The 25,181-nt window shown below is 37.1% G+C and carries 15 protein-coding genes and 1 pseudogene; 2 read left to right on the top strand and 14 right to left on the bottom strand.

Annotation, left to right across the window (positions count from 1 at the left end; genetic code table 11):
- Nucleotides 1-229, bottom strand: a pseudogene (locus tag PVV60_RS05950) (hypothetical protein); the annotation flags it as partial.
- A 74-nt stretch (nt 230-303) separates the two neighbouring features.
- On the opposite strand from PVV60_RS05950, the gene PVV60_RS05945 reads away from it, so the two are divergent.
- On the top strand, nt 304-588 hold the full coding sequence (locus PVV60_RS05945) for a hypothetical protein (RefSeq protein WP_273723792.1): 285 nt from the start codon (nt 304-306) through the stop codon (nt 586-588).
- 806 nt (nt 589-1,394) lie between these two features.
- Complete coding sequence (locus PVV60_RS05940; protein ID WP_273723791.1) at nt 1,395-5,081, top strand: right-handed parallel beta-helix repeat-containing protein; 3,687 nt, start codon at nt 1,395-1,397, stop codon at nt 5,079-5,081.
- A 1,152-nt stretch (nt 5,082-6,233) separates the two neighbouring features.
- On the opposite strand, the gene PVV60_RS05935 is transcribed toward PVV60_RS05940, so the two are convergent.
- The 13 genes from PVV60_RS05935 to PVV60_RS05875 form a co-directional block, all read right to left on the bottom strand.
- Nucleotides 6,234-7,016: an ABC transporter ATP-binding protein gene (locus tag PVV60_RS05935; RefSeq protein WP_273723790.1), complete on the bottom strand. Its 783-nt coding sequence runs from the start codon at nt 7,014-7,016 to the stop codon at nt 6,234-6,236.
- The gene (locus PVV60_RS05930) at nt 7,003-7,887 is read right to left on the bottom strand and encodes an ABC transporter ATP-binding protein (protein WP_273723789.1); all 885 of its coding nucleotides are present in this window, start codon (nt 7,885-7,887) and stop codon (nt 7,003-7,005) included. Before PVV60_RS05930 ends, PVV60_RS05935 begins: the two co-directional genes overlap by 14 nt.
- Complete coding sequence (locus PVV60_RS05925; protein ID WP_273723788.1) at nt 7,880-8,809, bottom strand: ABC transporter permease; 930 nt, start codon at nt 8,807-8,809, stop codon at nt 7,880-7,882. The genes PVV60_RS05930 and PVV60_RS05925 overlap by 8 nt, the downstream gene beginning before the upstream one ends.
- Before the next feature lie 2 nt (nt 8,810-8,811).
- Nucleotides 8,812-9,885: an ABC transporter permease gene (locus PVV60_RS05920; protein WP_273723787.1), complete on the bottom strand. Its 1,074-nt coding sequence runs from the start codon at nt 9,883-9,885 to the stop codon at nt 8,812-8,814.
- Between the two features lie 112 nt (nt 9,886-9,997).
- On the bottom strand, nt 9,998-11,614 hold the full coding sequence (locus tag PVV60_RS05915; RefSeq protein WP_273723786.1) for an ABC transporter substrate-binding protein: 1,617 nt from the start codon (nt 11,612-11,614) through the stop codon (nt 9,998-10,000).
- Between the two features lie 368 nt (nt 11,615-11,982).
- On the bottom strand, nt 11,983-13,608 hold the full coding sequence (locus PVV60_RS05910) for an ABC transporter substrate-binding protein (protein WP_273723785.1): 1,626 nt from the start codon (nt 13,606-13,608) through the stop codon (nt 11,983-11,985).
- A gap of 474 nt (nt 13,609-14,082) precedes the next feature.
- Nucleotides 14,083-14,295 (bottom strand): hypothetical protein, encoded by a 213-nt coding sequence (locus tag PVV60_RS05905; RefSeq protein ID WP_273723784.1) that lies wholly within the window; start codon nt 14,293-14,295, stop codon nt 14,083-14,085.
- 941 nt (nt 14,296-15,236) lie between these two features.
- Nucleotides 15,237-15,863: a DNA-3-methyladenine glycosylase I gene (locus PVV60_RS05900; protein WP_273723783.1), complete on the bottom strand. Its 627-nt coding sequence runs from the start codon at nt 15,861-15,863 to the stop codon at nt 15,237-15,239.
- Complete coding sequence (gene xseA, locus PVV60_RS05895) at nt 15,841-17,271, bottom strand: exodeoxyribonuclease VII large subunit (protein WP_273723782.1); 1,431 nt, start codon at nt 17,269-17,271, stop codon at nt 15,841-15,843. Before xseA ends, PVV60_RS05900 begins: the two co-directional genes overlap by 23 nt.
- Nucleotides 17,272-17,672: 401 nt before the next feature.
- The gene (locus tag PVV60_RS05890; RefSeq protein ID WP_273723781.1) at nt 17,673-19,304 is read right to left on the bottom strand and encodes an ABC transporter substrate-binding protein; all 1,632 of its coding nucleotides are present in this window, start codon (nt 19,302-19,304) and stop codon (nt 17,673-17,675) included.
- A gap of 896 nt (nt 19,305-20,200) precedes the next feature.
- On the bottom strand, nt 20,201-21,832 hold the full coding sequence (locus PVV60_RS05885) for an ABC transporter substrate-binding protein (protein WP_273723780.1): 1,632 nt from the start codon (nt 21,830-21,832) through the stop codon (nt 20,201-20,203).
- A 359-nt stretch (nt 21,833-22,191) separates the two neighbouring features.
- Nucleotides 22,192-22,380: an exodeoxyribonuclease VII large subunit gene (locus PVV60_RS05880; RefSeq protein WP_273723779.1), complete on the bottom strand. Its 189-nt coding sequence runs from the start codon at nt 22,378-22,380 to the stop codon at nt 22,192-22,194.
- Nucleotides 22,381-22,752: 372 nt separating this feature from the next.
- The gene (locus PVV60_RS05875; RefSeq protein WP_273723778.1) at nt 22,753-24,378 is read right to left on the bottom strand and encodes an ABC transporter substrate-binding protein; all 1,626 of its coding nucleotides are present in this window, start codon (nt 24,376-24,378) and stop codon (nt 22,753-22,755) included.
- Between the last annotated feature and the right edge of the window lie 803 nt (nt 24,379-25,181).

Here is a 25,181-nt window from a genome sequence, read left to right as displayed (position 1 = left end):
TGCCTTTTGCTTCTGTGAAAGGGGAACGCCCCGCCCCCGCAAATTGTGCAATCGGTTGAATGGTTGTTTTGCCTCCCAAAAAACTTGGCAAAAAACCTCTTACATCAATGGACCCAATCCACCCCTTTATGCGGTGAGGTAAAGATTTACAAAAATCTGTCAATTGTGAGATGGTGCCCATAAAACCATCAACAATCCAACCCGCTAAATCTTCTCCAGCTTGTTCCATACAGCCTTAGCACACTCAGAGAGCTTTTCGCGGACAAAAAAGCTCTTCAACCATTGCCAAAAATTGGAAAGGCTTTGTTTAAACCCCTCCCACACGTTGCCAAACCACCTGCCAACAGCGCTAAGCCCTTGTTTGAACTTTTGCCAATGAGCAGAACAATCAAAAGCAGCAGCAATGATATTCTTCCAACGGGTGATGGTGATGGTATCTGCACCAAAAACAAACCAAGACGTGTGCCAGCTATGGTAAATCGCAACACCCGTAGAGCAATATTAAAAGCCATCAGGGCAGCAATGGTGTTGATGATGACGCCCGTTAAAACGGGATGGGCATTGCCCCATGCCATTTTACAATTTTAGCTGAAAAATCCAATTTGACAAAATTGCGCATTTAATGGTAAGAGGCGGTCATAAAAATAATAAAGCACCATGTATTTCCATATCTTCACACTTAGTACGAAACCTAATGTCAGGCTACATCCAACGGGGTTTTGTGTAATATGTAGCCTTTCGGAAATTGTGGCTTATCAGCAGATTCTGTATATTTTATGTGTTCAAAGAGAACACTGAGCACTCAAAGAATCTTCAAAGCTCTGTCAAAGTCTTTTCTCATTTTTGCTGTCAAAAACTCATTTGATATACATTGTAGACAACAACAATTAATTATCGCATATCTACCCTAATTTCACCTTTTCCCACTCAGTATAAAATATAAAGTCAAATTACACACAAAAATATTTATTCTTTATTGACTTTAAAAATTTAAAACCTCTTCTTTTTTGAAAATATAAAACTGTAAAAGCACTGCTCTTCTCTTTTACATTACGTTTTTTACTGTCTTTTTTATTCCTGTATTTCTTTACTCATACACCAGTGAATATTGGTATAAAAGAATATCTACAATCAATAAAAATATTATTAATGCAACTCATAATATTTTCATGAATATGAAAAACTTATTTTTAAAATATAATTAGATAAAAATACATTACGAAATAAATTTAGTTATTATATAATTAAATATAAATGCAACTTTAATTTTGACAAAAAAAGCAAAATAAAATATCCAAGTGCTGTGTTATTAAAATAAAAGCAATATCTATTTTCACTTCTTCTTATGAAGTTGCGGGGAAATGAATGTTAGGGGCTTTAAAAGGAGCAGACTGATGCCTAAAAAATTTCTTCTATCCTGCACAGCAATTGTGGCAGTTGTACTGTCTGGTATCCATCTTAATGCACAAGCTAAAAATCTTGAAATTTCAGAAAGTAAAAAAGAAGTTTCCAACGAAACCTATGAAATTATTCACGCAAAAAAAAGCGGCCAAATTATCGGCAAGCATTTGACGATAATCGGAAACAAAAAAACAAACACCAATATAAGCACAAATACGCATGCTATAACAGCTGAAGGTTCTAACACTGCGATTGAATTACTGGATGGTACAACCATTAAAGGAACTGGTTCTAGCATTTTCTTCGGTCTTGTAGCAAAAGATGGTGCTACACTAAAAATGACTGGGGGAACTATTACAGTTTCCAACACTGGCGCTAAGTTCTTGAACAGTAAGAATGCTGAAAACAAGCTAAAAGATATAATAATATCAAGTGGCAAAGGCAAAGCACCACTAAATTTTGCAATAGTTGCAGACAAAAACAGTGAAGTCACTTTAGAAAATCTAAAGGTGAGTAAGGCAATGAATAGCGTTACTGCAAATAATAAATCTGAAATCACGATATTGGGAGGATCATTTGATGCCACAAAGGCAGCAATATCTGCTTACAATGGTAGTCGTGTAACTCTAACCAATAATGTTCAAACTACATCATCTCATGGCACTGGACTCCATGCAACAGATTCAAAAACCACAATCGAAATGACGGGTGGAAGCGTAATCACAGAAAAAATGGCGTTGGTTGCAGAAAACGGTGGACATATCAAAGTCACGGATGTTGCGTTAACAGCGACGAATGATAAAATCGGAACAGTTGTCGCCGGCGGTCCGAACAGCATGATTGAATTGCATGGGAATACAACAATTAAGAATGCTGTAATCGGTCTTCATGCACAAAACAGTGGAATGATTAAAATGATCGGAGGGACCATTACAGCTTCTGCAACCGGTGCTGGTTTCTATAATAGCAAGAGCAATGGAAACAAGCTAGAAAATGTGAAAATATCGAGCAGTAACGATAAAGCCCCTGAAATCACAGGAATAGGTGCTGACAAGGAAAGTAACGTCACTTTAGAAAATGTAACAGTTACGCATGCAAAAAGTGGCATAGTTGCAAATAATCATTCTAAAGTAACGGTTTCTGGAGGATCATTTGAGGGAAAAAACGTAGGGGTATACGCTGGAAACGGCAGCAACATTACTTTAACTAGTAGTAAAAAAGGCAACGTTCAAGTTACATCAACATCATCAAATAGCACAGGACTCTATACAAATGGTGTACATTCTACCATCACAATGACTGGAGGAACAGTAACCGGAGAATTAGCGTTGATCGCAGAAAACGGTGGACATATTAAGGTCACAGATGTTGCTCTAACAACAAATGAACATGGGGGCAAGGTCTCTGATGTTCCTACAATAGGCGCAGGAGTTGATAGCGCTAATAGTATGATTGAATTATATGGCAATACAACGATTAAGAATGCTGCTGTTGGGCTTGTGGCAAGTAACGGTGGCGTAATTAAAATGATTGGGGGGACTATTACAACTTCTAAAACTGGTGTTGGCTTCGTGAACAGTAAGAGCCCCGAAAGTAAACTAGAAAATGTAATAATATCAACCGGTAAAGATAAAAATTCAGGCAAAGGAATACTTCTAGAGAAAGAAAGTGGACTCACTTTAAAAAATGTAAAAGTGACTCAAACAGGCAACAGCGTAATTGCAAATAATCGTTCTAACATAACAATCTCTGGAGGATCATTTGATTCAAGCTATGCAACAATATGTGCTCAAAATGGCAGCAGCATCACCTTAACGGACAATGCTCAAATTACGTCACATGATGAAGCAGGCCTCTATGCACAAGACTCAAAATCCACGATTACAATGACAACAGGAAGCGTGACAGGAAAATATACCGCCTTAGAAGCAGACATAGGTGGCCATATTACGGTTACGAATGTTGCTTTAAAAGCAACTAATAATGGCAGTGGTGTAGCTGCTGGTGCAGCTTCCTCTGGCTCTAACAGTGTGATCGAATTGCTTGGAAATACAACGATCAGTGACGTTAAAATCGGAATTGATGCGCAAAACGATAGCACAATCAAAATGATAGGAGGAACTATTACTGCTTCCGAAACAGGCGTTCACTTGTTAAAAAACAAGAGCAATAACAAACTGAAAGATGTAACGATATTAAATAGTAAGGGCGATGCACTACTAATCAATGCAATAAATGCAAGAAGAAGTGCCATTACTTTAGAAAATGTAACCGTTCCGCAAGCAATCAATAGCATAATTTCAGATAATGGTTCTCAAATAACCGTTTCTGGAGGATCATTTAACGCAAAAGGTGCAGCAATATCTGCTATAAACGGCAGTACCATTACTTTAACTGACAATGCTCAAATTACATCATCTGACAACGCTGGACTCTATGCAAAAGACTTAAAATCCATCGTTACCGTAACGGGAGGAACAGTACAAGGTAAAACTACTGCATTATCTGCTGAAAATGGTGGGCGTATTAAAGCCACGAATGTTACTCTAATAACAGCAGATAGCAACGGATTCGGTGCGGAAAGCCAAGATGTTGGCAGTTTAGTTGAATTATATGGCAATACAACGATTAAAAATGCTGAGGTCGGACTTTATTCAGAAAATGGCGGGATGATTAAAATGATCGGAGGAACAGTGATTGCCGAAAATAGTGCATTTGTTGTAAATAATAATGGACATATTGATGTAACAAATGTTTCTGCAACAGCAGAAGATAGAGGTATGATATTTGGAAAATCTAAGAACAATAAAACATCAGAAATCAATTTAACCAATACAAAACTTCACATTAAAAACGGTACTGGAATTAATGCAAATGAATCAATTGGTAAAGCCAATCTCAAAAATTCAGAAATCCGCGCCAATGTTTTATTAGTAACCGAAGCTTCAACGAAAAAAAATGATTTCACTTTTACACTAAACGCCAATCACTCCATCTTAGACGGCAAAGTGAACACCGAAAAAAAATTCAAAACAATCTTTGATTTACAAAACAATACGAAATGGACATTGAAAACAAGCACAAATAAAAAAAGCCATAACGAAAAACTTCTTGATATTGCTCAAAGATCTCGTTCTGATGTTTCTGTCCTTAACATCAATGACAGCTCTATTGTTTTTGGAGAGCCAACAGAAGATCATTACCACACGTTGCACATAGGATCTGGCAGACCAAATACTAAAAAAGTCTACAATGCTAAAGGAAAAGCAGAAATTCATTTCAACGTCGAATGGAGTGATCGCACTGCCATAAACAAACAAAAAGCTGACCATCTTCTGATTGATGGTGATGTTTCAGGGACTACACTGGTTTATATTACTGGACATTTAGAAAAGAACAATATTAAAGCAGATACTTCTGCTCTTACCAGTGTGCGTGGTCTTTCACTCATTCAAGTTTCTGGGAAAGTAAATCAAAACTCTTTCAAACTTGCACAGGACTATATCACAATAAGTGGTTCACCTTATAAATATATACTGAAAGCTTATGGACCAAAATCAAACCACAGTAAAACAAATACTGAACAAAACCTTTTAGGAAAAAATAAAAATTTCTGGGATTTTCGCTTACAACCAGTACTGCTTGATAGCGACTCAAAAGTAAAAACTATCGTGCCATAAATACAAACTCTTTGATTATGCCCAGTGCTCTCTTGTATGCTGGATTGACCGATATGGCTAAGCAAAGTGCAACTGTTAGCCAATATGCGAACATCTGTCTTGGAGAAAGAATAAGACAAACGGAATGGCTGCTTCTTATACGCCTATGAAGAAATAGGAGCCTTATTTTTTGATAAGTAGTGCTCCTAGTAAATATGGTTATAGCAGTGCTAATCTTCGCTATGCTGCTCTACCAAGGAGCTGTTAATTTTGTCGCGCTAGAAGGGCAAAATATCTACAACACATTTTGATCTTGTAGGAACCTATAGACAACTTCTTTCACTCCAAAGGATATGCAAGACAGCAAGTAAGAGCATATTGAATAAATGTCACTTTACTCACCACCTATGGCAGTATACAGCGTGACAGTAGTTTTTATCTTGATACTCTTTTATCTTACGAAATCCAAAAGGAGATATCACCAATTCCATCATTGACAAAACCGCAAAATTGAAATCAGCTATAGCTTTTTAAAAACTGGTATATATCCGGAGCACGTTTTTCAGATAGAATACGCTATTCGTTTTAAGACAAGACTGTAACAACAGACATATTGTTATCTGTATACACTTTATCAAAAATGGCAACACAATATGCTGCCTTTTGTATTCATAAAATCTGTTTTTCTTTCAAATAACCTATTTTTAAGAATTGAATCATTCTCATGTACCATTGAAAAATTTTCATAACAGCTTCTTCTTTTGCAAAGAATAAAACTTAGCATTTTCTGATAAATAAGAGCTAACACTGTAAAAAACAATAAAAATCAAACTATACTCTAAAGAATAAATTTTCCTAGAAAACATAGCATTATTAATCACCTATTATTTTTTACAAGCTTAATGCTCATCTACAATGAAAACTTCTAAACATAAATTTATAATCAACAAACTGTACAACAGATATATAATGCGCGTTATGAGTCATGCAGATGACTCATAACGTTGTACGCCTAATAAAGTGAAAAATATGAGAGCTAAAATTTCTTTCAGTAAATTATACTAGAAAAATTTCACACTATAGAAAATACAAAAACTCTCTATTACAACAAAGATACTAAATACTTCTCGAAACCTAAAACAGAAAAATGCATTTTTTCTTTTGAAAAATCGATCATACTCTTTGCTCTCTATGGACAATAGGCTCAATACTGGCTTCAAAAAACTCCTTTGTATAATCGTGTTGCGCATGTAGATTACGTAATTCATCATTGCTAAGCTCTTCAAGAATAATTCCTTTATGCATAATTCCAACACGTTCACAAATATGTGCAACAACAGCAAGATCATGGGATACCATCAAATAAGTAAGCTTTTTTCTCGCTCGCAACGATTTCAACAAGTTTAAAATTTCAGCCTGCACCGACACATCCAATGCAGATGTTGGCTCATCAAGCAATAAAACTTCTGGCTCGATAATTAAAGCACGTGCAAGAGCAATACGCTGACGCTGCCCTCCAGACAACTCATGAGGATAACGATAAAGAAATGAAGAATCTAAACCAACAGAATCTAAAGCATCCTCCACCCGCTCTCTTTGATTATCTATCCCATGGATTTTGAGCGATTCAGAAAGAACCGTATGGACCATTTTTCTTGGATGCAGCGAAGCATACGGATCTTGAAAAACCATTTGAATACAGCGTAAAAAATCCTTACTCCTTTTCTTTTCAACTTCTTGTCCAGCAAAAAGGAACTTTCCACTATAATCTGGAATAAGCCCCACCAATGTATTCAAAATAGTTGACTTTCCACATCCGGATTCACCAATCAAACCATAAGCTTCACCACGCTTAATATGAAAATTAACATTTTTAACAACTGTTACGGCCTTATGCCTGTGACCAAAAGTTACAGATAAATTAGAAACATCAATAATATTCTCATAATTTGTCATGAGGAACCTCCTCAACACCATTAACAATCGTAGGATTATATAACCAATCAGGATCACGCTCAGGAACAGCCAAAATATCAACAGGATTATCAAGCCGTGGCAAACTCGCGAGCAATGCCTTTGTATAAGGATGACAAGCGTGAGACAAATCAGAAGCAGGCAACTCTTCCAACACACGGCCCGCATACATCACCAAAATACGATCACAAAAATCAGCAATCATATTCAAATCATGACTAATGAAAATAAGCCCCGTTCCAGATTTTGTCACAAGTTCATCTAATACAGATAAAACTTGTCGTCTGACCGTAATATCAAGTGCAGATGTTGGCTCATCAGCAATAATTAAATCAGGTTTTGGAATGAGCATCATTGCAATCATTACACGCTGCCCCATCCCCCCAGATATTTCATGAGGAAAGAGGCGCATCACATGTTCAGGATCACGAATATGAACGGATTCTAACATAGATATGGTGCGTTCCCGCGCTTCAGCTTTTGAAACACGATAATGAATACGGTAAGCCTCCATAATCTGTTCCCCAATCCTTATTAATGGATTAAGTGAATATTTTGGGTCCTGTAAAATCATTGAAATACGCTTCCCGCGGATTTTTCGCATCTGAGGTTCACTTGCGGCCAATAAATCAACATCCTCAAAGCGCATTTTTTTAGCTTTAACAATGGCTGCTCTTGGACTCAACCTTAGTATTGCGCGCCCAGTCATCGATTTTCCAGATCCGGATTCACCAACAATTCCAATTTTTTCTTTTCCAACAGAAAAACTAACGCCACGCACAACTTCTGAAATGCCGCGCGTTGTAGGAAAAGAAATACGTAAATCTTCTACTTCTAATAATTTATTATCCATTGCGTGGATCCAATACATCACGAAGACCATCACCTAAAAGGTTGAAAGCAAGACTTGCAAATAATATTGCACAGCCTGGTATTGCCGCCAACCACCAATTTGTCATCATAAATTCCCGCCCTGAAGAAAGCATGGCACCCCATTCAGGACTTGGAAGTTGAGCTCCCAACCCTAAAAAACCAAGTCCAGCAGCCGTTAAAATAATTCCAGACATATCTAAAGTTAATCTTACAATCACTGAAGGAATACACATGGGCGCAACGTGAAACAAAATTATTCTCCAAGCAGAAGCCCCTTGCAAGCGAACGACAGAAACATAATCAGAAGAACGTATTGTCAAAGTCTCAGCACGTGCTAAACGTGCAATTGGGGGCCATGCTGCAATTGAAATTGCAATAGAAGCATTTTCAATCCCGGGTCCCAATGCAGCTGAAAATGCAAGAGCTAAAATCAAACCTGGAAAAGCAAGAAAAATATCGACAATGCGCATGAGAACAGTATCAACCCATCCGCCCATATAACCAGATACAGTTCCAACAATAAGCCCTATTGGACCTACAATAATGGTTGTAAGAAAAACAACATAAAGAGTAATACGGGAACCAAAAACAAGGCGACTAAAAATGTCACGTCCTAATTCATCTGTTCCAAAATAATGCGCCATAGAGGGTGGCTGCAACCGATGCCCTAGATCATTGCTAAGAAAATCATGCGTAGCAATCCAAGGAGCAAAAAATGCACATATGATAATAATACAAATAATAAGCAGACCAAATACAGCCGAAAAGTTATGAAAAAACTTAACTAGTGCGTGATAAATTCTTTGTATGTTCGCTTGAATTATGGAGTTTGGAACAGGATCGTTTAACCAACTACCCAAAGAAGATGATGATTGCGATTTATGATGATTACTTACTGTCATATTCAACGTGTCCTTGGATCAAAAATGCGATAAAGCAAATCAGAAAATAAATTAATGGCGACAAAGATAAATCCTACAAGTAAAGTACATCCTACAACTGCATTCATATCCCCGGCTAAAAGAGCATTTGTCAAGTAATGTCCAAAACCAGGCCAAGCAAAAACTGTCTCCGTTAAAACAGCCCCTTCTAATAAAAAAGCATAAGAAAGCGCAACAACGGTAATAACCTGAACAGCAGCATTCTTAAAGGCATGTCCCCATACCGTTCGCGCCCACGATAACCCCTTTACACGTGCAGTAATGATATATTCCTGATTAAGCTGCTCAATCATAAACCCACGAGTCATACGGCTAATATAAGCCATAGCACCGAAAGCTAAGATCAAAGCAGGCATAATAATGTGACTAAAAACATTACCAAAAGCCTCCCATTGTCCTTGGCTTGCAGTATCCCAAAGGAAAAATCCTGTTTTTGGTTCGAAAGAATATTCATAAAGAAAATCAATACGTCCTGGACCACCAACCCAGCCAAGCTTGGCGTAAAATATTAACAAAGCCATTAAACCGAGCCAAAACGTTGGAGTAGAATAACTTACAAGTGTAAAAACACGAACAATATAATCAATAAATGAATCGCGATACATTGCTGCAAAAACACCAAATGGAATTCCAAGACTTGTGCCAATAACAATAGCAACGGTTGCAAGCTCTAATGTTGCAGGAAATACACGCATAATATCAGCTAGAACAGGACGCCCAGAAGTTAAAGCATCTCCAAAGTCAAACAAAAATACATTATGAAGATACCTCCAATATTGAACAATCAACGGCTTATCAAGACCAAGCTTATAATACATTGCATCATAAGCTTCCTGACTGATATTATCACCAAGAATAGACAGAACTGGATCTAGAGGAAGAAGATGACCAAGAAAAAAAGTGATCGTCACCAACCCAAGCAATGTGATAAAAACTGAAATAAGAAGTTTCAATCCTTTGCATAAAAAATCCCATAAAAATAATCTTTTCTGCTTTTCTGATACAGCTCTTTCAGTCTCTGAAAGTGGCAAAACCATTATAAAAATCCCCTCTGTAGCGACAAAACATAAAGCAAATACCTTTTTTTATATAACGAAACAACCTCTTATTAAGCATGTTCTACAATCCTTCTCTATAACATGCTTCTTTTTATTTTTCTGCTTCATTGTAATAAAGTCTATAACTGTTCCAAATCCATTTTTTGACATCAGGTCCCATACCAACGGTATAATATGTCTGAAATAAATAAACCATAGGACCATGCTCTAGCACATAATGCTGTAAAGTACGATATTGCATGATACGCTTATTGGGGTCTTTCTCAAACAAAGCATCCATCACCATGTTATTAATATTTTCATCATAATACCCAGCGCGCCAAGCCAAATACATATTGTGCTTTTTTGTAAATGTTGGATCAGGATTAAACACGTGATTTAATGAGGCAGGATGTCCATCAGGATCGGCACTCCCCCACCCCATAATAGCAGTATCGTAATTTCCACCACGTACACGGCTCAACAATTGATTTTGTGCCATTTTTTCAATTGTCAGCTCAACACCAATTTTACGTGCATTGGCTTGAATAGACTGTGCAACAGACGACATATAACTAAGGCTTCCAACTAAAAGATTAGCTTTAAAACCGTTCGGATAACCAGCCTCAGTAATCAACTGTTTTGCTTTTTTCAAATCCAACTTAAAAGGCAGCCCTTCTTTTTCATCCAAAGCACCAGGAACACCCAAGGACATATAAGTTGCCCGCGGAATAGCAATCCCCTTCAAAACAGTTTTTCCAAGACCTTCATAATCAACCAAATAACGAAGTGCCAATCTGACCTTTTCATTCGCAAAAATTGCATTCTTATTATTTAATGATAGGTAAATAATCTGGGGACGCAAAACACGACTAATTTTGACTAGGCCTCCTTTTTTTTCAAGATCTAAAATATCCTCTGAAGAAAGATCACGCACTATATCCACATCACCTTTTTCCAAAAGAAGTCTCTGACTTGATGAATCCGCTACATGTTGCACAACAATCTGCTTAATTTTAGGCACATCGCCCCAATAATGCTGTGTCGCCTCTAACACAACTTTATCTCCTGGAGACCAGCTCAACAATTTATAAGGTCCAACACAAGCTGAATGTGTTGCTAAATATTTGTTCCCCATATCACCGTTAATGATCTGTTCTTCAATTGTTTTCCGATCAAGCAAAGCAGAAGCATAAGATTGTCCAATAACAGTCAAGATGAGCTGAATAGGATAGGGTTTATCTAATTTTAATTGTAAAGTCTTATCATCAAGAGCCTGAATATTTGTTTCAACATTGTTTTTGGTAAACCCATAATCCATTAAAGATTGAGCATAGCTTAATCCTAATTTAATAATCCGTCGCATCGACCATACCAGATCTTGCGCCGTAGCCGTCCTTCCATCATTAAACTTTAAATCATCACGAAGATGAAAAACTATTCTTTTGCCATTATCTAAAACGTCCCAGGATTTTGCCATAGCAGGGCGAATTTTTGTAGGATCATGCTCATCATATTGCACTAACGCGCTGCAAATATTCGTCAATAACTCACTCGTCACAACCTCAACAGTTTGCGCTGGATCAAAACTACTAATTGAATCAATATTCCATGCCATTACCAATATATCTTTAGATGAGGCACTGAATGCCGATGTTATAGCCCCATTTAAAAAAGCGATTGAGCTTAATAAAATAGAAAATTTTTTCAATATTCTTTGTTTTCCCATTTTATCTCTTCCATTTGTATTCTTCTACCTTTTCACACATAGCGGTTAGAATTTTGCTCTTTCATCTTTTAAACAGCATAATACCAAACATCAACTTCATTTAATCAAGCTAAGCATCTATAAAATAATTCTCTCATACCTCAATCTATATTCGGGATGCAGAGAATCTGTAGTCATAAACAAAGATCCTCCCTAATACAACTTTCTATATCCATCCCTCTTAATAAACAATCTCAACCATATACTGCACAAATATCCCTCACAATTTCATCCTTTAAAAAACTGAAGAGTTTTTATGTGGGAGAATATTTTCATCATGCAATTATGATTAAAGCTCTTTTTAGCTTTGATAACGCTAAAAAGACACACTATTTTTCAATTGCACTATAAAAAATACGCGGTGCACTATTCCAAACCCATTTTTTGACATCAGGGGTCATCGCGACAACGCTATATTGTTGAAAGATAAATGCATAAGGCCCTTTTTGCATCAATTCACGTTGTAAATCAGCATATATTTGCGACCGTTTTTGCGGATCTTTTTGAAACAGCGCTTCTTCAACTTTTTGATTCATCTTGGCATCAAAATACCCATGCTTCCAACTAGGATAGGCAGTGTTTCTAGCCTCAAACCGATTATCTGGATTATAAACAAGACGTGAAGCCATTGTATGAGGATCCGCAGAATCATTATTCCATCCGACAAAAGCCGTATCAAAAGCCCGTGCATTCACTTTTGAAAACAACTGTGTACCTGCCAATCGTTCAATTTTAAGACGCACACCCGCCTGCGCAGCACTATCTTGAAGTGACTGAGCAAGTAATAAAGCATAAGGAGTGTTTGACACGAGAAAATTTGCCTCAAATCCGTTCGGATAACCTGCCTCTGCTAAAAGTTGCTTGGCTTTTTGAATATCAAGTTTAAAGGGTTGTCCTTCTTTTTCATCTAAAGCCCCAAAATTGCCAAGAGGAATAAAACTTGCCCGTAGAATACCAATCCCTTTGAGAAGTTTCTCGCCAAGACCTTCATAATCTATAAGATAACGCATCGCCAAGCGCACTTTTTCCTTAGCAAAAATGGGATTCGTCGTATTGAATCCCCAATACATCATGGTTGGCACCAACACTTTTTCAACTTTAACATCTGTTGTTTTTTGCAGATCTGCAAGATCTTCAGGTGTCAAATTACGAGCAACATCAATATCATGTTTTTGCAATAACAAGCGCTGTGTTCCGGGCTCCGCAACATGGCGAATTAAAGTCTGCTTTAGTTTAGGTGCTTGTCCCCAATAGTGAGAGCTTGCACGCAACAAAATCGCTTCTCCAGGGCGCCAACGTTTTAACTGATAAGGACCAATACAAGCAGCATGAGTTTTCAAATACTGATTTCCCAAATCACCATTTTTTTCGTGTTTCATAATCGTCTTACGATCAAGCAAAGCTGTTGCACGACTCGCAACAATATTATTAAGAATGAGCTGTGCTGGATAAGGCTTATCAAATTTCATCACTACCGTTTTCTCATCAACAGCTTGCAAAGCATCATCAACATTTTGTTCTGTAATTCCATATTCATTAAAAATTGCTGCATTACTCATCTTCAATTTGACAATCCGCTTCATACCCCAAACAAGATCATTGGCATTGGCTGATCTGCCATCATTAAACTTTAAACCATCACGCAAATGGAAGGTAATCACCGTACTGTGATCATCACCTGAAACATCCCAATGCGTTGCTAAAGACGGAACTATTTTCGTTGGATCATCTGTCGCAGTACTGACCAAATTATCACAAACATTTCCAATAATTTCACTTGCATAAACATCATTGCTTTGGGCAGGATCAAACGTACTGATTGCATCCAGATTCCAAGCCATCACAAGGGTATCAGCTGGTGTTTTTGCTGAAACCTGTTGTACAACTACTCCCAGTGCCATAAGAGCAGCAACAATAGAGCTGCTACTTTTCAATATTATTTTCTTCAAGTTCATAAACGTTTCCCTTTATTTATTTTTTATTAATTAATGACGCTGAAATAACATGGCAAATTTATAATTATACACATTGAACAAATACATTCTAATCGCCTATACAGAGTCATCTACTTTATAAATTCACTGACTACATCTCAATCAAACCATAGCGAACATGCAATATATGTTTTGCTAACCAGTATCACATTCTTTCATAACCTTTCTTTGCATACGATAACGCCGTATACCAGCCCCATTAATCATCAAAAGGATAAGCCTTTTAGCCTCCAAAATGGTAAGCTTTTAAAAAAAATCATTGCGCAAAAATTTATGAATTCACCACTCTATTGCTTTAGGCGGTATTTAAAATAAAATACGCAAACTTCAAAAATTGTCATTCTCCTCAAACACTCAATTTCAAGATGCGGCACATCTTTACTACATGATCAAAACTGCACTAAAACAGCAGAAAGGCATAAGAAAAGATCTTTTCTAAAACTCTACCCCCACAAAAATCTGCTTAATCTTTTGAAAACCAAGTGTCAAAAGTTTTACGTTTTTACCAACAAAACCAAACACGTTAATAAAAGTAAAGGAACAGTGAGAAGAATTACCCCTTGCAAGCTTTATCTTTTGAGAGATAAAGCTTGCAATAAAAGAATACACACTAAAATGCACTTCTCCATTGATAGAAACAAAATTCATTAGACACCCCCCAAAGACATAACGAATATAAACCCTTCTAAACTTTAGTGTGCAATTGCTTTACCACTATAAAAATAGAGTAGAAAACAACATACTGCAATAAAACTCTTGCTCCCAGCAGAAACATACAGATATTCAACTAAGCAATGTAGTGGATACAAGCCTGCCTGAGCTTAATCATCTTCCCAAAAATTGGAGCGCACACGCGGCAAGATCACTCTCTAATAGAAAGAAAACTATCAGATAATAAAACGCAACACAAGCAGCTTAAGTCATTTAATTTCATAATTTCAATCTTTCGTCGCTGCATTTCATTTTATATTGCCTAGGTAAATATTGGGCAATCGACCTACATACAAATAAACCAACAGTCATACAGGCGAAGTAAAACAATGCAACAACAGCACCCCATCTAAAAACCACTTTGCATTCGTCAATAAATAGAAATAGAACATTCATTAGTTATAACAGTCATGTCATTAACAGAAATAAAAACACCTCTTCTGAACCATTACAAATGCCAAAAACTTTTGCACAACAGTGGGAGCTAGTAAAGTGTATGATAGTGCCGATTTTCTCCTTCATAAGCATCAAAATGGAGTGCACAATGGATTTACTATCATACCATTCACGAGTTGCGTCGCGAAATGGGCTTGGGTGTACTAAATGTTTCTTTAAAATATACAAGGCATCACTATTATCTAACTTCAGATACATAACAGTGAAGATATCACTCCTTTTTGCACCTGTTTTTCATTCTCAAAATTACACCTTTATTGTTTTTAATGCCAACAACAGTAGAAAATCATTAATTCATTAATATTGTATAGTTTGTATATTTCAATTATCTTATACAGTGGAGTTGTATAATCTATACATTTATTAAATAGTTCAATTATTATCTTATTGATCATTACCCTTACAAAAGAACGTTGGCTAATTTATCGACAAAAACATCCTTCAAGATGGTCATTAACAATCCCTACGGACTGCATAAAAGCATAACAAATCGTAGGGCCAACGAATGTCCAGCCTCGTTTCTTCAAGTCTTGAGAAAGACGAAGGGAAGCAGGAGTTATGGGATGAGCCAACAATGTTTGAAAATCTATCTTTTCATAACGCTCTGATTGTGGTGGCTGAAAAGACCAAAAATAGCGGGACAAGCTCCCCCACTCTGTTATAATTTCCTGTACTCTCAATGCATTATTAAGTACCGATTGAATTTTTCCTTGATGACGAACAATGTTTTTATTCTGCATTAACATTTTCACCTTTGGCTCATCATAATGAGCAATCTTTTCAAAGTCAAAGTGATCAAATGCAATGCGAAAAAAAGAGCGTTTTTTTAAAATTGTAAACCAAGAAAGCCCTGCTTGGAAACCTTCAAGACAAATTTTTTCAAACAAACAGATATCCTTAAAAACAGGTTTTCCCCATTCGTTATCATGATAAGCACAATAAAGTGGATCCGTTCCAGCCCATGCGCAACGAACTTTTCCATCCACTCCCTTAAGAAGACCTTCCGCAAACATGGCATTAACCGTATTAAAAGAGAGTTCCTTGATCATCACTTGGCGACTTTATCTGCTTGTGTTTTGACCGTTTAGACAAAATAGGCTCTTGTGTTGCAATACTAATATCACCATCAAAAAAGCGTAAATTTATTTGTCCTGTTTCAGGAAACTGAACCAACCGTTTAATGGGCTTATGACCTTGCCCCAAAGCCAAAACAAAACCACGCTCTAAAATATTTTGATAAGAAGTGCTTTTTAAAAGCCTAAATGCAAGCTCCATTCGGGCACGTTTTTTTTCCACACTACGCACAAAAGCACGATGAAGGCGCGCCGTATATTCTTTTGTATTGCGGTGTGCTTTTTCATTATTTAACAAACGTAACGAAAGACGTAAACGAAGAGTATGAAAAGAAAAACGTTTTTTATCGTAGCTTACACAAAGAGCACGCTGTAATCGATTTGAAATTTCATCAAAACCACGCCGTGGTAGAGCGAAAAGTTGGTCGACAGTGGGAAGACCACGTCTGACTGCACGCAACTTTTGTTGATGAAAATCAAAAGAACGTACAAGTCCCTTGCGCAAACGTGCCCCAAGAGACGCAACACACACTTCAAGATCAAGCTTAACAGGAACAGCCTTTTCTGCAGCTCCTGTAGGAGTTGGAGCACGCCAATCAGCGACATAATCAATTAAAGTCCAGTCCGTTTCATGCCCAACAGCAGAAATAACGGGAAGAGCAGAGGCATAAACAGCACGAACAACAGCTTCGTCATTAAACCCCCACAAATCTTCTAAACTTCCCCCTCCCCGTGCAACAATAATAAGATCAGGTTTTGGAATAAGTCCTCCTGGAGCAAGAGCATTAAAACCTTCAACAGCAACAGCTACCTCTCTCCCACTTGTTTCCCCCTGAACACGTACAGGCCAAACCAAAATATGTAACGGAAAACGGTCGGATATACGATGAATAATATCACGAATAACAGCACCTGTTGGTGATGTGACAACGCCTATAATTCGAGGCATATAAGGCAAAGGTTTTTTCTTTGCTTCATCAAATAAGCCTTCTTCCACAAACTTTTTCTTACGATTTTCAAGAAGTGTCATCAAAGCACCAACCCCCGTTGGTTCAAGAGCCTCAATGACAATTTGATATTTCGATGACCCTGGATAAGTTGTAAGTTTACCAACAGCAACCACTTCCATCCCTTCTTCAGGAGGAAATTTGAGCTTTTCCATCACTCCACGCCAAATAACAGCTTCCAACCGTGCCTTATCATCCTTTAAAGCAAAATAAGCATGTCCCGAAGCATGAGTACCACGGTAACCTGATATCTCCCCACGCACCCGTACATAACCAAACTTTTCTTCAACAACACGCTTTAGAGCTCCTGCTATTTCGGAAACAGTAAATTCTACCACATTTGTTACACCTGTTTTTTCACTAAACAAACTTACCATTTTTCAATTCTTTACGCCCGTTTCTGTGAATCTTTTTGAAACAACACAATCTTTAAAATTTTTATTTATAGCTTCATCAAAATATCCATAACACCGGCTAGAACAGCTTATATTTCGAATTTCAAACCGATTATCCGAGTTATAAAAAAGCTTGGAGCCGTTGTATGGGGATCTCCAGAGTTATTATTCCATCCTAAAGCTGTATCAATAGAAGTTAAAATATTCAATCTTAACATCCACACAAACACATCTTTCATAAGAATTCCTGAAATAAAATTCTCTACACAACATAGTAATCCATTCCCGATAAAATTCAACGTATTGCAAAGTGTTAAAGAGCCTTGCAATACATCAAATATATCATGATCATGTTTTTTATATTTTATAAACCTGATACCTTCTTATTTTTCAATTGCACTATAAAAAATACGTGGTGCACTATTCCAAACCCATTTTTTAACATCAGGTGTCATAGCTACAGTATGATACGTCTGATAGATAAAAGCATAAGGTCCTTTCTGCATAAATTCACGTTGCAAATCAGCATACATTTGCGCCCGTTTTTTGGGATCTTTTTCAAACAACGCATCTTGAACCTTTTGATTCATAGTTTCATCCAAATACCCATGGCACCAACTCGCATAGCCTGTATTTTTAGCCTCAAGCCGATTATCAGGATTGTAAATAAGGCGTGAAGCCATTGTATGAGGATCCGCAGAATCATTATTCCATCCGAAAAAAATCGTATCAAAAGTACGTGCAGATAGTTTTGAAAATAACTGCGTGCCCACAAAACGTTCAATTTTAAAACGTACCCCAACCTTTTTTGCATTGTCTTGAAGGGACTGAGCAATTGGCAAAGCAAAAGGATAAGGAGATGCCCCTGCAAAAATATTGGCCTCAAAACCATCTGGATAACCGGCTTCCGTTAAAAGTTGCTTTGCTTTTTGAAGATCAAGTTTAAAGGGTTGTCCTTCTTTTTCATCCAAAGCCCCAAGATTACCAAGAGGAATAAAACTTGCACGTGGAACACCAACATCTTTGAGAAGAGTCTTACCGAGTCCTTCATAGTCAATAAGATAGCGCATCGCTAAACGCACTTTTTCATTGGCAAAAATAGGATTTGTCACATTGAACCCCCATATGATCACGGATGGCTCTAACACTCTTTCAACTTTAATATCGGTTGTTGCTTGGAGATCTGCCAAATCCTCTGGCATCAAATTACGTGCAACATCGATATCGTGTTTTTGCAACAATAAACGTTGTGTTCCAGGCTCCGCAACATGGCGAATCAAAATCTTCTTCAATTTAGGCGCCTCACCCCAATAATTGGAGCTTGCACGCAATAAAATCCCTTCTCCAGGGCGCCAACTCTCTAACTGATAAGGACCAACACAAGCAGAATGACTTGCCAAATACCGGTTTCCCATATCACCATTTTTTTCGTGTTTCATGAGTGTCTCACGATCAAGCAAAGCAAGAGTACGACTAGTGGCAAAATGGCTAAGAATAAGCTCTGCTGGATAAGGTTTATCAAATTTCATCACCACCGTTTTCTCATCCGGTGCTTGAAAAGCCTCATCAACATTCTGTTCTGTGATACCATATTCATTAAATGTTGCAGCATTGGACAATTTCAATTTCACAATCCGCTTCATACCCCAAACAAGATCACTGGCATGAGCAGAACGACCATCGTTGAACTTTAAACCATCACGCAAATGAAAAGTAATTACCGTACTGTTATCATCACTTGAAACATCCCCACTCTTCGCTAAAGAAGGAACCATTTTAGCTGCATCATCTGTAGCAGAAACGACTAAATTATCACAAACATTGACAAGAACTTCATTACCATAACGGTCATTGATTTGTGCGGGATCAAATGTACTTATTGTATCAAGATTCCAAGCCATCACAAGCGTATCGCTAGGTGTTTTCGCTGAAACTTGTTGCACAAACATCCCCATTGCAAGAACAACAGAAACAAAAGAACTGCCCTTTTTCAATATTTTTCTTTTCACGTTCATAGAATTTTCCTTTTAAGATTTAAGATTATTGTATAACTTCCCATGTAACAACATGCAAAAATGATAAGATCATGATTAGAAAACACGCCTCCTAGAGGTAAAATATCAAAACCTCCAAGAGCAGTAGCCACTTTTAAAAAGCTCATTTCCCCAAACACGTATAGGACAAACGAACATATGCAACGCAAAACGATCTGATTAAAATGAGGTTATCACGCGACATCACGACACTTACAATTCAGAGCATATCAGGCCAAAACTCTTCTTTGCTTCATCAAAAAGATTTCTTCTTCAAGTTTCTTCTTGCGATTTTCTAAAAAGTATCATCAAAGCGCTACTCTAATTGCTTCAAAAAACTCAAAACAATTTGATATTTTGACGATCCTGAATAAATTTCTTCGTAACCCCATTTTCACCCTTCTTCAGAAGAAAATTGAAACTTTATTATAACTCCGTATCAAATAACAGCTTCAAACCTATAGATTATCATATTTTAAGTCATAAGGAGTGTAACCTGAGGTATGAGAAGAGTAGCTTGATGTTTCCCCACGTACCCGCATACAACAGTTTTTTTTTCACCAAAACATTTTAAAGTCCCCCATTTTTTCAGAAAAACTAAATTTTGCTCTATTCGTTACATCTGTCTTTTGCAACAAACAAATTTATTACTTTTTTATACACATAAATTGAAATATCAAATATTAATATCTATACATGTGGGATTTATCGAGATAAATAACCTCTCTTCCCAATAGAACGTTTTGAAATAAAATTCTCTACACAACATAGTAATCCATTCCCGATAAAATTCAACGTATTGCAAAGTGTTAAAGAGCTTTGCAATACATCAAATATATCATGATCATGTTTTTATATTTTATAAACCTGATACCTGCTTATTTTTCAATTGCACTATAAAAAATACGTGGTGCACTATTCCAAACCCATTTTTTGACATCAGGTGCCATCGCTACAGAAACATATGTCTGATAGACAAAAGCATAAGGTCCTTTCTGCATAAATTCACGTTGCAAATCAGCATACATTTGCACTCGTTTCTTTGGATCTTTTTCAAACAACGCATCCTTAACCTTTTGATTCATAGTTTCATCCAAATACCCATGGCACCAACTTGCATAGCCTGTATTTTTTGCCTCAAGCCGATTATCAGGATTATAAATAAGACGTGAAGCCATTGTATGGGGATCCGCAGAGCCATTATTCCATCCGAAAAAAATCGTATCAAAACCACGTGCATAAAATTTTGAAAACAACTGCGTACCTACAAAACGTTCAATTTTAAAACGTACCCCCACCTTTTTTGCATTGTCTTGGAGAGACTGAGCAATAGGCAAAGCAAAAGGATAAGGAGAGGAACCAGCAAAAATACTAGCCTCAAAACCATCTGGATAACCTGCCTCTGTTAAAAGTTGCTTGGCTTTTTGAAGATCAAGTTTAAAGGGTTGTCCTTCTTTTTCATCCAAAGCTCCAAGATTACCAAGAGGAATAAAACTTGCACGGGGAATACCAACATCTTTGAGAAGCGTCTTACCGAGTCCTTCATAATCAATAAGATAGCGCATCGCTAAACGAACTTTTTCATTGGCAAAAATAGGGTTCGTCGTATTAAAGCCCCATATGATCATGGAGGGCGCCAACACTTTTTCAACTTTAATATCTGTTGTTGCTTGGAGATCTGCCAAATCTTCTGGCATCAGATTACGCGCCACATCGATATCGTGTTTTTCCAATAATAAACGTTGCGTTCCAGGCTCCGCAACATGGCGAATTAAAATCTTCTTCAATTTAGGCGCCTCCCCCCAATAATTGGAGCTTGCTCGCAATAAAAGAGCTTCTCCAGGGCGCCAACTCTCTAACTGATAAGAACCAACACAAGCAGAATGATTGGCCAAATACCGATTTCCCATATCGCCATCTTGTTCATTTTTCATGAGTGTCTCACGATCCAGTAAGGCAGCAGTGCGATTAGTGGAAATATTGCTAAGAATGAGCTCTGCAGGATAAGGCTTATCAAATTTCATCACCACAGTTTTGTCGTCCGGTGCTTGAAAAGCCTCATCAACATTCTGTTCTGTAATCCCATATTCATTAAATGTTGCCGCATTGGACAATTTCAATTTCACAACCCGCTTCATACCCCAAACAAGATCATTGGCATAAGCAGAACGACCATCGTTGAACTTTAAACCATCGCGCAAATGAAAAGTAATTACCGTACTCTGATCATCACTTAAAACATCCCAACTCTTCGCTAACGAGGGAACCATTTTAGCTGCATCATCTGTAGCAGAAACGACTAAATTATCACAAATATTGTTAACCACTTCGATTCCATAACGGTCATTGAGTTGCGCAGGATCAAATGTACTTATTGGATCGAGATTCCAAGCCATCACAAGCGTATCGGCAGGTGTTTTTGCTGAAACTTGTTGCACAAACATCCCCATTGCAAGAACAACAGAAACAAAAGAACTGCTGTTTTTCAATATTTTTCTTTTCACGTTCATAGAATTTTCCTTTTAACGTTTATTGTATAAATTCCCCATGCTGCAAAACGTACTTAATAATTCAGTTTAGACGAACTGTAGGCTCCTAAAGACCAAACTTAAAAACCTTCAAGAACAAGCACCTCTTGCCAATGGCTCCTCCTGCCTACACTTATAAGCCAAACCAAAACATACAAAGAAAAACACTCTGATGTACAATGAACGCTCACCAACAATAGAACTTATTCACGATATCATAACGCCTACTATTGAAGACTGTAAAACCAGTATTTTTTCTCTATCTTGTTAAGCAAGCTGTCTCTTATTTCTCCCGGCGTTTTGTATACCATCAAAGCACTAGCCCTTTCGGCTCAAGTGCCTTAATAACAAAGAGCTTTCATAATAATTTGACGATTTGATAAAACAGGAAAATTCGTTAGTTTGCCAAGTGCGACGACTTTCATTCCTTCTTCAAAAGGAAATTTGATTTTTTCATCACTCCCTGTAAAATAACACCCTCTAATTGGCATATCATTATCTTTCAAAGCAAAAGAAAATATGAACACCATAAAAAACTGATATCCCTTATATATCTCCTCATAACAAAACTTTCCTTCAACATCGCAAAACCTTTGCACCTTTAGCACTACTAAACTCCACGACATTTGTTACACCTAGTTTTTTATGTTATACTTAATTTTTTAACAAATAAATTGACCATTTTTCAATTCAGAGAAATTGAAATGTCGATCTTAATATTCACACAAACACCTCTAATGAGAATGAAAAATCTTCTTAAACGAATGTCTTGAAAAGACATTCAAGAATATATCACGCATTACCTGTGATCTTCGACGTATTGCAAAGCTTAAAAATTTGTACAATACGCCGAATATATCATGACAATGTTCTTTATCTATTGAACAGCATTGAAGACACGCTTATTTTTCAATTTTACTATAAAAAATATGCGGTGCACTATTCCAAACCCACTTTTTGATATCCGGTGTCATCGCGACAACGCCATATTTCTGGTAGATAAACGCATAAGGTCCTTTTTGCATAAGTTCACGTTGTAAATCAGCATATATTTGCGACCGTTTTTGCGGATCTTTTTGAAACAATGCCTCTTCAACTTTTTGATTCATCTTGGCATCAAAATACCCATGCTGCCAACTAGGATAAGCTGTATTTTTTGCCTCAAACCGATTATCTGGATTATAAACAAGACGTGAAGCCATTGTATGAGGATCCGCAGAATCATTATTCCATCCGACAAAAATTGTATCAAAAGCTCGGGCATAAAGTTTAGAAAACAACTGTGTACCTGCCAATCGCTCAATTTTAAGACGCACACCCGCTTGCGCAGCACTATCTTGGATTGACTGAGCAAGTAACAAAGTATAAGGAGTGTTTGACACGAGAAAATTTGCCTCAAATCCGTTCGGATAACCGGACTCTGCTAAAAGTTGCTTGGCTTTTTGAATATCAAGTTTAAAGGGTTGTCCTTCTTTTTCATCCAAAGCCCCAAGATTGCCAAGAGGAATAAAACTGGCCCGTGGAATACCAATCCCTTTAAGAAGCTTCTTGCCAAGACCTTCATAATCTATGAGATAACGCATCGCCAAGCGTACTTTTTCCTTAGCAAAAATGGGATTCGTTGTATTAAATCCCCAGTACATCATGGATGGTTCTAACACTTCTTTGATTTTAACATCTGTTGTTTTTTGCAGATCTGCAAGATCTTCAGGTGTCAAATTACGAGCAACATCAATATCATGTTTTTGCAATAACAAGCGCTGTGTTCCGGGCTCTGCAACATGGCGAATTAAAATCTGCTTTAGTTTAGGTGCTTGTCCCCAATAGTGAGAGCTTGCACGCAACAAAATCGCTTCTCCAGGGCTCCAACGTTTTAACTGATAAGGACCAACGCAAGCAGCATGAGTTTTCAAATACTGATTTCCCAGATCACCATTTTTTTCGTGTTTCATGATCGTCTTACGATCAAGCAAAGCTGTTGCAGGGCTTGCAACAATATTATTCAGAATAAGCTCTGCTGGATAAGGCTTATCAAATTTCATCACCACCGTTTTCTCATCAAAAGCTTGCAAAGCATCATCAACATTTTGTTCTGTAATTCCATATTCATTAAAAATTGCCGCATTACCCATCTTTAATTTGACAACCCGCTTCATACCCCAAACAAGATCATTGGCATTGGCTGGTTTGCCATTATTAAACTTTAAACCATCACGCAAATGGAAGGTAATCACCGTACTGTGATCATCACCTGAAACATCCCAATGCGTTGCTAAAGCAGGAACCATTTTAGCAGGATCATCTGTCGCAGTACTGACCAAGTTATCACAAACATTGCGAACAATTTCACTTCCATAAACATCAGTGAGCTGCGCAGGATCAAACGTACTGATTGCATCCAGATTCCAAGCCATCACAAGGGTATCAGCTGGTGTTTTTGCTGAAACCTGTTGTACAACTCCCCCCAGTACAATAAGAGCAGAAACAAGAGATCCACTACTTTTCAGTATTTTTCTTTTTAAGTTCATAGACTTTTCCTTTTAAAGTTTATTGTATAAATTCTCCACGCAACAAGAATGCGCAAAATAATAAAACTAGACAAACCATAGGCTCTGAGAGATAAAGTATTAAAACTTTCAAACAACACTACTTACCAACCACTTCTCCTGCCCATAGTTATAAACCAACTTCCAATATACACCGAAAAACAATCTAATATATGGTGAATGACATAACCCATCGCAAATCTATTGATAATATTACAATATCTACCATTGAAAGTTATAAAACAAAGATTTTTTCTCTCATATCGAACAAGCGTGCCTCTTCTTTACTCTAGCGTTTTTATGCCGTCAAAGGACTCCTCTGTTAGCTCCAAAACCTTAATAACAAAGAGCCCTCATAATAATTTGATATTTCAACAAAAACAGAAAATTTTCGCACCGACTAACATCAACCGCCTTTACCCCTTCTGCAAAAGAAATTTTGAATTTTTCTATAATTCCCCACTAAATAATGGCTTCTCATTATATATTATTTCCAAATAAAGAAGCACTGGCACCATAAACCTCTGACATTTCCTCACGTGCCCGTACATAACAAAACTTTTTTCAATATTGTATTTTAAATGTCTTTGCTCCTTTAACAACACTCAATTCATTTCTTGCATTTTTTTAGAAAAAATCTTTTCAATGACTAAGGTTGAAATACCTAAATATAATACCTATATAAGCATACCATTATCAGAATAGATAGTCTTTTTTTAAGTAAACTGTCTTGAAATATTATTTCTATACACAACAACAATAAGTCGGTTACAAAATCTTCAACG

Source organism: Bartonella sp. AU18XJBT, from assembly GCF_028618595.1.
In the GTDB taxonomy this organism is placed as follows: domain Bacteria; phylum Pseudomonadota; class Alphaproteobacteria; order Rhizobiales; family Rhizobiaceae; genus Bartonella.
Note: the sequence above shows the minus strand (reverse complement) of the source record. Positions and strands in the feature narration are given on the sequence as shown.

Coding starts and splice junctions, on each gene's coding strand:
- PVV60_RS05940 (WP_273723791.1), top strand. CDS start 1,395: ATGCCTAAAAAATTTCTTCTATCCTGCACAGCAATTGTGGCAGTTGTA.
- PVV60_RS05935 (WP_273723790.1), bottom strand. CDS start 7,016: ATGACAAATTATGAGAATATTATTGATGTTTCTAATTTATCTGTAACT.
- PVV60_RS05930 (WP_273723789.1), bottom strand. CDS start 7,887: ATGGATAATAAATTATTAGAAGTAGAAGATTTACGTATTTCTTTTCCT.
- PVV60_RS05925 (WP_273723788.1), bottom strand. CDS start 8,809: ATGACAGTAAGTAATCATCATAAATCGCAATCATCATCTTCTTTGGGT.
- PVV60_RS05920 (WP_273723787.1), bottom strand. CDS start 9,885: ATGGTTTTGCCACTTTCAGAGACTGAAAGAGCTGTATCAGAAAAGCAG.
- PVV60_RS05915 (WP_273723786.1), bottom strand. CDS start 11,614: ATGGGAAAACAAAGAATATTGAAAAAATTTTCTATTTTATTAAGCTCA.
- PVV60_RS05910 (WP_273723785.1), bottom strand. CDS start 13,608: ATGAACTTGAAGAAAATAATATTGAAAAGTAGCAGCTCTATTGTTGCT.
- PVV60_RS05905 (WP_273723784.1), bottom strand. CDS start 14,295: ATGAATTTTGTTTCTATCAATGGAGAAGTGCATTTTAGTGTGTATTCT.
- PVV60_RS05900 (WP_273723783.1), bottom strand. CDS start 15,863: ATGATCAAGGAACTCTCTTTTAATACGGTTAATGCCATGTTTGCGGAA.
- xseA (WP_273723782.1), bottom strand. CDS start 17,271: ATGGTAAGTTTGTTTAGTGAAAAAACAGGTGTAACAAATGTGGTAGAA.
- PVV60_RS05890 (WP_273723781.1), bottom strand. CDS start 19,304: ATGAACGTGAAAAGAAAAATATTGAAAAAGGGCAGTTCTTTTGTTTCT.
- PVV60_RS05885 (WP_273723780.1), bottom strand. CDS start 21,832: ATGAACGTGAAAAGAAAAATATTGAAAAACAGCAGTTCTTTTGTTTCT.
- PVV60_RS05880 (WP_273723779.1), bottom strand. CDS start 22,380: ATGGTGTTCATATTTTCTTTTGCTTTGAAAGATAATGATATGCCAATT.
- PVV60_RS05875 (WP_273723778.1), bottom strand. CDS start 24,378: ATGAACTTAAAAAGAAAAATACTGAAAAGTAGTGGATCTCTTGTTTCT.